The 11,575-nt window shown below is 60.5% G+C and carries 13 protein-coding genes; 5 read left to right on the forward strand and 8 right to left on the reverse strand.

The genetic code is table 11. The features are described from left to right. Positions 1-32: 32 nt before the first annotated feature. From pepN to CAURIM_RS12715, 5 genes are all read left to right on the forward strand, one after another. A complete protein-coding gene (pepN, locus tag CAURIM_RS12695) occupies positions 33-2,543 on the forward strand; it encodes an aminopeptidase N (protein ID WP_201828908.1) in 2,511 nt (836 codons plus the stop codon). A 166-nt stretch (positions 2,544-2,709) separates the two neighbouring features. Continuing rightward, entirely contained in the window at positions 2,710-3,252 is a 543-nt protein-coding gene (locus tag CAURIM_RS12700) for a sigma-70 family RNA polymerase sigma factor (RefSeq protein WP_010188059.1), read from the forward strand. Between the two features lie 54 nt (positions 3,253-3,306). Continuing rightward, positions 3,307-4,233, forward strand: coding sequence for a thioredoxin-disulfide reductase (gene trxB, locus CAURIM_RS12705; RefSeq protein WP_070444543.1), 927 nt, complete (start codon positions 3,307-3,309; stop codon positions 4,231-4,233). A gap of 7 nt (positions 4,234-4,240) precedes the next feature. After that, positions 4,241-4,564 (forward strand): thioredoxin, encoded by a 324-nt coding sequence (gene trxA, locus CAURIM_RS12710; protein ID WP_070444541.1) that lies wholly within the window; start codon positions 4,241-4,243, stop codon positions 4,562-4,564. A gap of 65 nt (positions 4,565-4,629) precedes the next feature. Beyond that, positions 4,630-5,814, forward strand: a complete 1,185-nt coding sequence (locus CAURIM_RS12715) for an N-acetylmuramoyl-L-alanine amidase (RefSeq protein WP_070444539.1) — start codon at positions 4,630-4,632, stop codon at positions 5,812-5,814. A gap of 26 nt (positions 5,815-5,840) precedes the next feature. On the opposite strand, the gene CAURIM_RS12720 is transcribed toward CAURIM_RS12715, so the two are convergent. The 8 genes from CAURIM_RS12720 to rpmH are packed head-to-tail and all read right to left on the reverse strand — an operon-like array spanning position 5,841 to position 10,777. Continuing rightward, entirely contained in the window at positions 5,841-6,416 is a 576-nt protein-coding gene (locus tag CAURIM_RS12720) for a hypothetical protein (protein ID WP_070444537.1), read from the reverse strand. 6 nt (positions 6,417-6,422) lie between these two features. Beyond that, positions 6,423-7,478, reverse strand: coding sequence for a ParB/RepB/Spo0J family partition protein (locus CAURIM_RS12725; RefSeq protein ID WP_070444535.1), 1,056 nt, complete (start codon positions 7,476-7,478; stop codon positions 6,423-6,425). Positions 7,479-7,484: 6 nt separating this feature from the next. Next, a complete protein-coding gene (locus CAURIM_RS12730) occupies positions 7,485-8,333 on the reverse strand; it encodes a ParA family protein (protein WP_070711385.1) in 849 nt (282 codons plus the stop codon). 10 nt (positions 8,334-8,343) lie between these two features. Beyond that, positions 8,344-8,973: a 16S rRNA (guanine(527)-N(7))-methyltransferase RsmG gene (gene rsmG, locus CAURIM_RS12735; protein ID WP_070444530.1), complete on the reverse strand. Its 630-nt coding sequence runs from the start codon at positions 8,971-8,973 to the stop codon at positions 8,344-8,346. 23 nt (positions 8,974-8,996) lie between these two features. Next, on the reverse strand, positions 8,997-9,986 hold the full coding sequence (gene yidC, locus CAURIM_RS12740) for a membrane protein insertase YidC (RefSeq protein WP_201828907.1): 990 nt from the start codon (positions 9,984-9,986) through the stop codon (positions 8,997-8,999). 9 nt (positions 9,987-9,995) lie between these two features. Continuing rightward, entirely contained in the window at positions 9,996-10,274 is a 279-nt protein-coding gene (gene yidD, locus CAURIM_RS12745; protein WP_070444526.1) for a membrane protein insertion efficiency factor YidD, read from the reverse strand. Then, complete coding sequence (gene rnpA, locus CAURIM_RS12750) at positions 10,262-10,630, reverse strand: ribonuclease P protein component (RefSeq protein WP_201828906.1); 369 nt, start codon at positions 10,628-10,630, stop codon at positions 10,262-10,264. The genes yidD and rnpA overlap by 13 nt, the downstream gene beginning before the upstream one ends. Before the next feature lie 3 nt (positions 10,631-10,633). Then, on the reverse strand, positions 10,634-10,777 hold the full coding sequence (rpmH, locus tag CAURIM_RS12755; RefSeq protein WP_003847033.1) for a 50S ribosomal protein L34: 144 nt from the start codon (positions 10,775-10,777) through the stop codon (positions 10,634-10,636). Positions 10,778-11,575 lie beyond the last annotated feature (798 nt).

An 11,575-nucleotide genomic window follows, 5' to 3' on the forward strand; every position in this document is an offset into this window, starting at 1 on the left:
TACACGCCGCAGCGGAGTTTAAGATGTAGCGCATGACTACCGCAAACCTCACCCATGCAGAAGCTTCTGCCCGCAGCGCTGCGCTGCGTCTGAGCACCTACCAGCTGCACCTCGACGTCACGAGTGCGCCCACCGACGCCGACTCTTACGAGGTCACCTCGCGCATGAGCTTCACCACCACCGAGCCCGAGACCTTCGTGGATTACTTGGGCAAGGCCGTGCACGCAGTGCGCGTCAACGGCGAAGAGGTGGAAAACACCTTCGACGGCGGCCGGGTTTACCTGAGCAATCTTCCAGTGGGGGAGGAGCTCACCGTGGAGATCACCGGCTCCTCCTATTACTCCCGCACTGGCCAAGGCCTGCACCGCATGCACGACCAAGCCGATGACACCACCTACCTCTACTCGCACCTCGAGCCATCTGATGCCCGCCGCATCTTCCCCTGCTTTGACCAACCGGACCTCAAGGCCAGCTACGAGGTGCACCTCACCGGCCCGGAAGGCTGGCAGCTGCTCAGTAACCAACCGGAGGTCAGCCGCGAGAAGACCGAGGGTGGGGAAGTAGCGCACTTTGCCCCGACCCCGCTGCTGTCGACGTACTTGACGGCGTTTTCGGCGGGGCCGTACGTCGAAAAGCACAGCACCTGGACCGCACCCGATGGATCCCTCAGCGTGGAACTGCGCGCCTTCGCCCGCGCCTCCATGGCGGAGTACCTGGATGATGAAATCCTGCAGGTCACCGCACAAGGCATGGACTTCTTCCACAACAACTTTGGCTATCCCTACCCGTGGGGCAAGTATGATTCCATCTTCGTTCCGGAGTACAACCTGGGTGCCATGGAGAACCCCGGCCTCGTAACCTTTACGGAGCATTACCTCTTCCGTTCCGCCGCCACCCGCGCGCAGCATGCCGGGCGCACGAATACGATCCTGCACGAGATGTCGCACATGTGGTTCGGTGACCTAGTCACCCCGCAGTGGTGGGATGACCTGTGGCTCAAGGAGTCCTTCGCGGAGTTCATGGGCGCGGATTCCTCGGTGCACGCCACCGAGTACACCGAGGCGTGGGTCAACTTTGCCGGCCAGCGCAAGAACTGGGCCTACCTGCAGGATCAGCTGCCCACCACGCACCCGATCAAGGCCGAGATCCCGGACGTGGATGCCGCGCGTCAGAACTTCGACGGCATTACGTATGCCAAGGGTGCTGCAGGGCTCAAGCAGCTGGTGCACTACGTGGGCCGGGAGAATTTCTATGCCGGCGCGCGTGACTACTTCCAGGAGCACGCCTTTGCTGCCGCCACCTTCGAGGATCTCCTTAAGGCCCTGAAGAAGCACACCGACCGCGACCTCGACGCTTGGTCCACAGCCTGGCTGCGCACGTGGGGCCCGGATACGCTGACCCCGGAGTTACACGCGGACGGCGATAGGATTCACGAGTTAGCTATCGCTGTCGAGGCGGAGGACACCACGCGCCCGCACCGCCTCAACGTGGCGCTGTTCGATAACTCCCTGAAGAAGTACGCCACCCTCGACGTCGATCTGGAGGGCGAGCGCACTATCCTCGACGAGGCTTCTGGGCTTCAGGCACCGGCGTTGTTGCTGCTGAACGACGGCGACCACACCTACGCCAAGGTCCGCTTCGATGAGACCTCCTTGAAGACCATTCGCGCGCGCTTGTCTGAAGTTCCGGATGAGCTCTCCCGAGCGGTCATCTGGACCTCCCTGTGGAACCTCACCCGCGATGGCGAGTGGCCGGTGCGCTCCTACCTCGACACCGTGCTGAAGCACGCTCCGGCGGAGTCCAACCCGACGCTTCTGACCACGGCCTTTGCCAATGCCCGCTATGCCATCGACCACTTCGTTAGCCAGGAAGAAGGCGAGGAGATTCGCTCCGATTATGCCGAGCGGCTGTGGGAGGTGCTGCAAGACGCCCCGGCTGGTTCCGACGCGCAGCTCACCTTCGCCCGAGCCGCCATTCAGGCGCTCGCGGCCACCCCGGAGGAATCCGGCACGCAGCGCCTGCGTGCGCTTTACGACGGATCCCTCGACGGCCTCGCCCTCGACCCGGATATTCGCTGGGCCATCCTCCGCGCCTTGGCCGCCCGCGATGCCATCAGCACCGAGGAGCTGGAGGCTGAGAAGGAGCGCGATAACACGCTCACCGGTGCCGCCGCCTACCTAGGCGCCTCCCACGCCTTCCCATCTGCCGAGCTCAAGCGCGAAGTCTTTGACCTCGTGCGCACGCCGGGCACGTACTCCAACGCGGAGGTGGATTCCCTGCTCGCAGCGTTCAACGCACCGCGCTCAGCCCACCTCACCGAAGCCTTTGCCCAGGAGTATTTCGATTCTCTGGCGAAGCTCTGGACGGAGCATCCCATCGAGATTGCCAACCGCCTCGTGCGCGGTCTTTACCCAGATCTCGCGATGGCCGACGCCGCCACCAGCGAATTCCTGAGCAAAGATCGTCCGCGCGCGCTGCGCCGCGTGCTGCTGGAATGCCAGGATGCACTGCGTCGTGCGTACCGTGCCCGTGCCGTGCAGTAAGCACGGCACATTAAACGCGGCACGTGAGACGCTTCGCGTAGCGGATAGCAGAATCTTCCCGTAAACTCGCAACCACATCAACGGGGGGACAATCACAAACCATCGGCTTCGGCCGGGGACTGTGTTGACCCACTTGTCATTGCTCAAGTTTCCGGGGGGATTCTTAGTGTCAGCACAGCCGACCGATCGTGAACTCGTCGACGCCTTCATTGGTGGAGATACCAAGGCCTTTTCGGCAATCGTCGAAAAGCACCGCGCGCGCCTGACCGCCATGGCGCGACGCTATACGCGCAACGATGATGATGCGCAGGACATTGTGCAGGAGGCCCTGCTCAAGGCCAGCTGCAACATGGCCTCCTACCGGCACGATGCCACCCTGAGCACGTGGCTGCACCGGCTGGTAATGAACTCCGGCTATGACTTCCTCAACCATCGCTCCAACCGGGAAAACGCCTCCCTCGATGCAGAGATCATTGAGGATGACCGCAATTATGCGCTCGCGCACAACCCCAGCGAAAACCTGGCGGAACGCATCACGGTGGCCCAAGCGATGGAAACCTTGCGCCAGGACCAGCGCGAGGCGCTGTACCTCACCGACGTGGCTGGTTATCCCATCGATACCGTGGCCAAGGTGCAGGGTGTTGCGCCGGGCACGGTGAAGTCGCGCCGAGCCCGGGCTCGGCAAGTGTTGCGTGCGGCGATAGACTGAGGGCGAGTAGAATCTGAGTCTTACTTAAAAAGAATCGTTTCAAGGGAGTTTTTAGTGACTATCCACGATGTCGCCATCGTCGGCTCCGGCCCCGCCGGCTACACCGCAGCGCTCTACGCAGCACGCGCCGAACTCAATCCCATCGTCTTCGAGGGCTTTGAATACGGTGGCGAACTCATGAACACCACCGAGGTCGAGAACTACCCAGGCTTCCAGAAGGGAATCATGGGCCCTGAGCTTATGGAAGAGATGCGCGCTCAAGCCATCCGCTTCGGTGCCGACCTTCGCATGGAAGTTGTAGATTCCATCGAGCTCGAAGGCGAGGTGAAGAAGCTACACGTGGGCGACGAGGTTTATGAAGCCCGCGCTGTCATCCTCGCTACCGGTGCCGCTCCGCGCTACCTGGGTATTCCGGGCGAATCTGAGCTGACCGGCCGCGGCGTGTCGGCGTGTGCCACCTGCGATGGCTTCTTCTTCAAGGACCACAACATCGCCGTCGTCGGCGGTGGCGATTCCGCCATGGAAGAGGCCACCTTCCTCACCAAGTTCGCCGAGACCGTCACCATTATTCACCGCTCGGAGAACTTCCGCGCCTCCAAGATCATGCTGGAGCGCGCCAAGGAGAACCCAAAGATCAAGTGGCTGACCAACACCACCGTCGAGCGCGTCCTGGAGAAGGACGGCAAGGTCGGTGCCCTCGAAGTCAAGAACGTGCTGACCGGTGAGACCAGCGAGCTGGATTTGACCGCCATGTTCGTAGCCATTGGCCACGACCCGCGCTCCGGCTTCCTCAACGGCCAGGTAGAGACCGATGAGGCTGGCTACGTGGTGGTACAGCAGCCCTCCACTAAGACCTCGCTGCCAGGTGTCTTTGCCTGTGGTGACTTGGTGGATGACCACTACCAGCAGGCCATCACCGCTGCGGGCTCCGGCTGCCGCGCGGCCATTGATGCGGAACATTTCCTGGCTGAGAACCGTTAGTAATCACATGAGCAACATTAAAAACGTCACTACTGATTCCTTCCGCGCTGACGTCGTAGAGGCAGGCAAGCCAGTCGTCGTGGACTTCTGGGCCGAATGGTGTGGTCCGTGTAAGAAGCTGTCCCCGATCCTTGAGGAGGTCGCCGAAGAACTCGGTGAGGACGTCTCCGTAGTCAAGGTCAACGTGGATGAAGAACGCACTTTGGGTGCCATGTTCCAGATCATGTCCATCCCATCTGTGCTGATTTTCAAGGACGGCGAGAAGGTCGATGAGTTCGTTGGCTTGCGTTCCAAGGCCGACATCGTGGCGCAGGTAAAGAAACAGCTCTAACTGGTATTCTTTAACTCGTTGTTGGCGCACTGTAGTGCGCCTCCTTGATCACGAAAGGGGTAGGTGTGAACCGCGTTTTACGTGTAGGTGACCAGAGCGTTCGGGTCGCCGAAGCACGCGCAACCCTTGCCCGCCTCGGCCTGATGACTGACTACCAGGGGACGTTGTCCGACTGGAAGAAGCAAAAGTACTCCGAAGCCGATAAGCACTTTGATAGCGAGCTAGCGGAAGTACTTAAGGCCTTCCAGCAATCACGCGGCATTGTGCCCAGCGGCGATATCGATGAACTCACTTTGCGTGAACTGCGCCAAGCCTCCTACACCTTGGGTGCGCGCGTGCTGGCCTATGAGCCTGGCAACGTGCAGGTGGGCGACGATGTCTCCCAGTTGCAGCAACAGCTCCAGGAGCTCGGCTTCTACCAGGAGCGCATCGACGGCAATTTCGGTGCCCGCACCTATGCAGCGCTGGCGGAATACCAATTGAACTCTGGACTGCGCAGTGACGGAATTTGTGGCCCGGAGACCATCAACGCGCTCAACCTACTGGGTCGGCGCATCACCGGCGGATCAGCGCACAACATCCAAGAGCGCGAGCGCGTCCGCAACGCAGGGCCCCAATTGGCCGGCAAGCGCGTTGTCATCGATCCCAGCCTGGGCGGTTTCAACAAGGGCCGTACGGTCAAGGGCCGCTTTGGTGACATCACTGAGGAAGAGATCCTCTGGGATTTGGCCGAGCGAGTTGCTGGCCGCATGATTGCCGCCGGCATGGAGACCATCATCTCCCGCCCGCGTACCGATGATCCCTCTATTCATGATCGCGCCGACATTGCCAATGCCTTTGGCGCTGACTTGGTCATTTCGCTCGCCTGCGACGAGTACCCCACAGAGAAGGCCAATGGCGTAGCCACCTTCTACTTCGGTTCTGAGTCCGGTAACTCCTCGCTCATTGGTGAAACGCTCTCCGGCTTCATCCAACGTGAGATCGTCGCCCGTACCGAACTGGGTAATTGCCGCAACCACGGCCGCACCTGGGCACTGCTGCGCCTGACCCAGATGCCGGTGGTGCAGGTCGTGCTGGGCTACCTAACCAGCCCCAAGGACGTGACTATTCTGGCCAACCCAGATCGCCGCGATGACATCGCCGAGGCCATCGTCGTCTCCGTCAAGCGCCTGTACCTTCTTGACGATGACACTGCCGTCACCGGCACCTACCGCTTCGACGAGCTGCTGCGCGCGGAGCGCTCTTCCTAACGAGCTTAGGGGGAACCATCCTGTATCTAGGCTAGGGCGCGGGCGAGGAGGTCCTCCACGGCGGCAGCCGTCAGCAGATCGAAAGCTGGGGGCAGCTCGAGTCGCAGGCGCGGGGTAATGGGGTGATCACGCTCCACCCTGAAACCGGCGGATTCCAGCGTTTCCACCGGTAGTAGGCCAATACGGCCGGGCTTAGCCCGCAGGAGATTCTCGGCGGCGCGAGCATCGCGGTAACCAAAGGCCTCAACGGCGCTAGCTTCGCGGGAGGTGAGGTGCATGATGGTGGCATCGAGAAGCACCGCCTCCAGGCCCTTCGCCGCGCGGTGCGATTTCACGAAAAGCGAGGACACCAGCACCGCGTCCTCCGAGACGGGGGAGGTGGGTAGCTTCGCGGCACCGGGGGCAAGATCGGGCGGGCAAAAGAACACTGTGGCCTCATCACCCACGGTAAAACCGCACTCACCACAGCGCAGCAGCGTGGCACTGATCCATGCTTCCTTCTCGAAAACAGGATCAGCGACCGTGGTCTTCAGCTCCCAGAAGATGGATCGAGCCGCCAAGGGGTTGATGGCAACACCTTCCTTGACGGCCTGAACGAGCATGGTCAGCTAGCTGCTTTCCTTACCCTCAATGAGGGCCAGAATACGCTCGAAATCTTCCTGGTCGCCGAATTCGACGACCATCTTGCCTTTGCGCTTGCCCATGGTGACGGTGACCTTGGTGTCGAAGCGATCGGCCAAGCGCTCAGCGGAATCAGTAAAGAATTGCGGCTGCGGGGCGGCAGGTTTCTTGGTTGGCTCAGCCGGCTTACCGTCCCGCTTATACAGGGTGACGGCTTCCTCCGTAGCGCGCACGGACAGGCCCTCGGCCACAATGCGGTTGGCAATGAGCTCCATGGCTTCAGCATCCGGCAGGCCCAGTAGCGCGCGGGCATGGCCACCGGACAAGGTGCCAGCGGCAACGCGCTTCTGCACATTGACCGGCAGCTTGAGCAAGCGGATCATGTTGGTGACTTGAGGGCGGGAGCGGCCGATGCGATCAGCCAGCTCGTTCTGGGTCACGCCGAATTCTTCCAGCAGCTGCTGGTAGGCGTGAGCCTCTTCCAGCGGGTTGAGCTGTACGCGGTGGATATTCTCCAAAAGCGCGTCCCGCAGGAGGTCATCATCCTTGGTATCGCGCACAATGGCCGGGATGGTGGCCAGGCCCGCCTTGGAGGAGGCACGCCAGCGGCGCTCACCCATGATGAGCTCGAAGCCACCCTCCTCAGCGGGGCGCACAACGACCGGTTGCAGCAGGCCAAACTCCTTGATGGAGTGGACCAGCTCCGCCAGCTCATCCTCGTCGAAGACAGTACGTGGCTGCTTCGGGTTGGGCATGATATCCCCGACGGAGATCTCGCGGTACGTCGCACCAATCACCGAAGGCTTGGCCTGCCGCTTCTTCGAGCCAGAAGACTGCTGGATGGTGGGCGCTCCCTGCACCTTTTTCGGCGCAGATCCGTGAGCCCCGCCTGTCGAAGCGCCAAGGATAATGTCGGCCGCCGAATCCCCCAGGCGCGGTTTACGGGAGGGCGCACCCGGGCCGGATGGAATGAGCGCGGCCAGGCCCTTGCCTAGGCCGCCCTGGCGCTGCTCCGGCTTCTGCTCTGCCTTCTTATCTGCCACGGTGTCCTATCCTTCCAATTCCGCGAAAATCTCTGGGCTCACGCCAATGGCACCCGTGGTGGGGTGCGGTGTGTAGTCTCCGCGCTTATCCAACTCGCGCGCGGCGGCGGAGTAGGCGCGAGCACCCGTCGACGACGGGTCATAAGCGATAACTGTCTTACCATAGCCCGGTGCCTCCGAAACGCGAACGGAGCGCGGGATAACGTTGCCCAAAACGACGGCGCCGAATTGCTCGCGCACCTCATTGGCCACCTGTTCAGCCAGCTTGGTGCGGGCATCGAACATAGTCAGCAGCACGCCGGAAATGTGAAGGTCCTCGTTGAGGTGCTCCCGAATCATGGAAATATTGCCCAGCAGCTGGCCCACGCCCTCCAAGGCGTAGTACTCACACTGGATGGGAATAATAACTTCTTCTGCACACGTCATCGCATTGATGGTGAGCAGGCCTAGGGAAGGTGGGCAGTCGATAAAGACGTACTCAAAGCCGTGCTCCTCAAGGAAGCCGTTGTGCAGAGCGTCATAGAGGCGGAACTCGCGGCGAACCAGGGAGACCATTTCGATCTCTGCACCGGCGAGGTCGATGGTGGCTGGGATGCAGTAAAGGCTCTCATCGTCGGGGGAGTGCTGCATCGCATCCTCCGCGCTGCAGTCCCCCAACAAAACCTCATAGCTGGATTTAGTGCCGGAAGTGTGCTCCGCTCCTACTGCGGTGGAGGCATTGCCCTGCGGGTCCAAGTCGATCACCAGGACCTTCTTGCCGGCCTCAGCGAGCGCGGCGGCAAGGTTGACGGCGGAGGTGGTTTTACCCACGCCACCTTTCTGGTTCGCGATGGTGATAAGACGAGGATGAGTCATGCCGTCTACTTTAGTTCACACGCGGGACACGGATAATCGTGGTGCCGTGGATGGTCATGACCTCGGCTTTTCCGCCACCGGCGCGCTTGATATCCGCAGCGTCGCGCTCCAGTTCCTCGTAGACAGAGGAACCCTTCAACGCGATCATCTCCCCGCCCTTGCGCACCAGCGGCAGGGACCACTTGGCCAGTTTGCCCAGCGGGGCCACGGCGCGGGAGGTGACGATGTCGGCACCCTTAACGGCCTTTTTGACCGGGCCCTCCTCGGCGCGGCCGCGAATGACGGTGACGTTATCCAGCCCCAGTAGGTCGACGACCTCGTTGAGGTAGGTCGAGCGTTTGAGCAACGGTTCGATGAGGGTGATCTTCAGATCAGGGCGCGCGATCGCGAGCGGGATGCCGGGCAGGCCGGCGCCACTGCCGACGTCGATAAGCGTGGCGCCCTGCGGCATGACTTCGGCGACCACGGCGCAGTTGATGAGATGGCGCTCCCAGAGGCGCGGGACCTCGCGGGGGCCTATAAAACCACGGGTGGACCCGTCCGTAGCCAGCGAATCGTGGTATTTCTGCGCGAGCGGCAGACGCGATCCGAAGACGTCAGACGGGTCCAGTGGCACAGTGTCGGACACAGATTCAGTCACTGTGAAAACTCCTGGGTTAAGTTCTAGTTATTGTTCTTACGGCGCTGCTTCTTGGAGCGATTATCCTTCTTGCGTGCGCCCGGCTTCGGAGCAGAGGTGCGCTTGAGCTCAGCCTTCGCGGCTGCCTCCTCTTCTTCCTCGCGGTCCATCTTGGCGTAGACGATGCGGGTCTGGAAAAAGGTCCACACGGTGTTGGCCAACATGTAGAAGAGAAGGCCGATGGGCCAGATGAAACCGGAGAACACCAGCATTGCCGGCATAAACCACAGCATCATCTTGTTCATCATGGCCATCTGCTGTTGCATCATCTCCGCATTCTGGCCCTGCGGGGTAGCGGTCTTGCCGGCGGCGCGGCGAGCCTCCTGACGGTTCAGCGTCATGCGGGCGTTGAAGTGCGTCAGCGTCGCAATGATGGCAATGAGCGGCACGATGATGACGGCCGCCTGCGCGGTGGTGGTTTCCTTAATGATCTCCAGACCGGAGTTCAGGCGTAGGTTGGCCACCAGCGGCACACCGAAGATCTTGGCATCGACGAACTCCTTCACCAGCGCGGGTTCGAAGATGTAGTTGGCGATGGAGGCGTTCATTTCCTCCGACATGGCGTCACCCGCCGGGTGGCCAATGCCACCGGCGACAGCAACAGTGCGGTCGAAGGAGCGCAGCACGTGGAACAGACCAATGAACATCGGGATCTGCGCGAACATAGGCAAGCAGCCCGCCACCGGGCGCACGCCAGATTCCTTGTAGATGCGCTGCATCTCCTGCGCCGCCTTGGTCTGGTCATTGGCGTACTTGGTGCGCAGTTCCTGGATTTGCGGCTGGATCTCCTGCATCTTGCGGGAGGAGCGCAGCTGCGTGATGGTCGGCTTGACCATGATGGCCTTAAGCGTCCACGTCAGAAGAACGATGGCAATGATCCAGGTTCCGCCCCATGCGGAATCAAGAACGAAGCTCAAGAGCCAATGCCAGAACCACAAGACGGCTGAAATTGGCCAATAGATGAAATTAAGCACGAGAGTTGTTTACCTCAGTTGTTGTTTGGTCGGTACCGGATCAAACCCGCCCGGGTGCCAGGGACCGCACTTGCATAACCTGGCAAGCGCCATGCCCGTCCCCTTGAAGGCTCCATGGATGGAAATGGCTTCGAGGGCATAGGCACTGCACGTCGGTTCAAAACGACAGGTGGAGACCATCTTAAGGCCTGACAAGTGCTTTTGGTAGAAGCGCACCCCGTGAACTAGGACTCTTCCGAAGCCGCGGGCTTCGGGAATCTCCTCACCTTGGGAGTTCAGATATCCCATGTGCGTAGCGCTTTGCGGATATCACGCTCAAGGCGCTCACTGGTGGCATCACCGCTGGCGGGCAAGGCGCGGATAACGATGTCAACGTTGGCGGGCAGCATTGTCCCTTTGACACCATCGCGCATGAAGGACATGCACACATGACGAAGCCGTCGGGAGGTGCGGTGGCGAACCACGGCATTCCCGACGGCCTTCGACACGATGAGACCGAACCGCGGCCCAGTGGCCGCGATGGCGTCTTCACCGTCATTAAAGCGCAAATGCACGACGACAGTGCGCGTGCCCGCCCGGCGCCCGCCCTTGATGGTCCTCCGAAATTGCCTCGGAGATGTGAGCTTGTGCTGGGCTGGAAGCATGAATTAAGCGGTGAGCTTAGCGCGACCCTTCTTGCGACGAGCGGCGACGATGGCGCGGCCGGCGCGGGTGCTCATGCGGGTACGGAAGCCGTGCTTGCGAGCACGACGACGGTTGTTCGGCTGGAAGGTACGCTTACCCTTTGCCACGATTAACTCCTTGAAGTTGTTGGTGGATGGCACAGCTTCGCGCCACTGGTGGCGCTGGGCTTAAACATCCACTGATGAATGGTGTACGTGGGGATAAGGCTTCGCACTTTAAGCGCCGTGAGGCGTGGCGAGGCATTCCCACATGCAACATGTGCACCATGCACTGTTGCGATAGACCATCACAGGTTACGTGACAGATAGTGCGCGAAACAAATCGACACACTGGGTGTCCCCGAAATTACAAAGATGTTTTTATCCGCAGCTAGAACGCCACTTTTTGCCCACATGCTGCGCGGCAAGCGCCGCCTCCTGCCGTCCACCCACCGCGCTAGGCGCCACTGTGTCAAGCGCGCATAAAAGCGCGTTAGACAGCGCCCTTATAACGCGGTACAACTGAGGAATCTAATTCCACAGTCACCCACAGGATGTGGATAACTCTCAATCATAACTTGAGACTTTTGCTGTTTGCGCAGGTCAACTGCGTTAAGGAGCCAATTCATAGTTATCCACAGCCATGAGATAGGCTGTGGATAAACCACCTATTCACACCTGTGGATAACTTTGTGGAAACCGAGGTTACGCGCTAAAACATCGTGTGGAATCTCCGGTGGAAATCACAAACTTCTTGTGATTTCTCGTTCCGTATCTCTTTCTTATCCATCCGTCCATCCCCGATTCTCACCCAGAGTCACGCAGTAAATATTTGGTTCTCAAGGCCACTTCTTCCCAGAATCAAATAGGTGTGGCCGCCTCTTCGGCAGCACCGCGTGAACTCTAACTACACAGAAGGTAGGCGTT

Source organism: Corynebacterium aurimucosum (assembly GCF_030408555.1).
Taxonomy (GTDB): Bacteria; Actinomycetota; Actinomycetes; order Mycobacteriales; family Mycobacteriaceae; genus Corynebacterium; species Corynebacterium aurimucosum.

Coding starts and splice junctions, on each gene's coding strand:
- pepN (WP_201828908.1), top strand. CDS start 33: ATGACTACCGCAAACCTCACCCATGCAGAAGCTTCTGCCCGCAGCGCT.
- CAURIM_RS12720 (WP_070444537.1), bottom strand. CDS start 6,416: ATGCTCGTTCAGGCCGTCAAGGAAGGTGTTGCCATCAACCCCTTGGCG.
- yidD (WP_070444526.1), bottom strand. CDS start 10,274: ATGGGATATCTGAACTCCCAAGGTGAGGAGATTCCCGAAGCCCGCGGC.
- CAURIM_RS12730 (WP_070711385.1), bottom strand. CDS start 8,333: ATGACTCATCCTCGTCTTATCACCATCGCGAACCAGAAAGGTGGCGTG.
- rnpA (WP_201828906.1), bottom strand. CDS start 10,630: ATGCTTCCAGCCCAGCACAAGCTCACATCTCCGAGGCAATTTCGGAGG.
- trxA (WP_070444541.1), top strand. CDS start 4,241: ATGAGCAACATTAAAAACGTCACTACTGATTCCTTCCGCGCTGACGTC.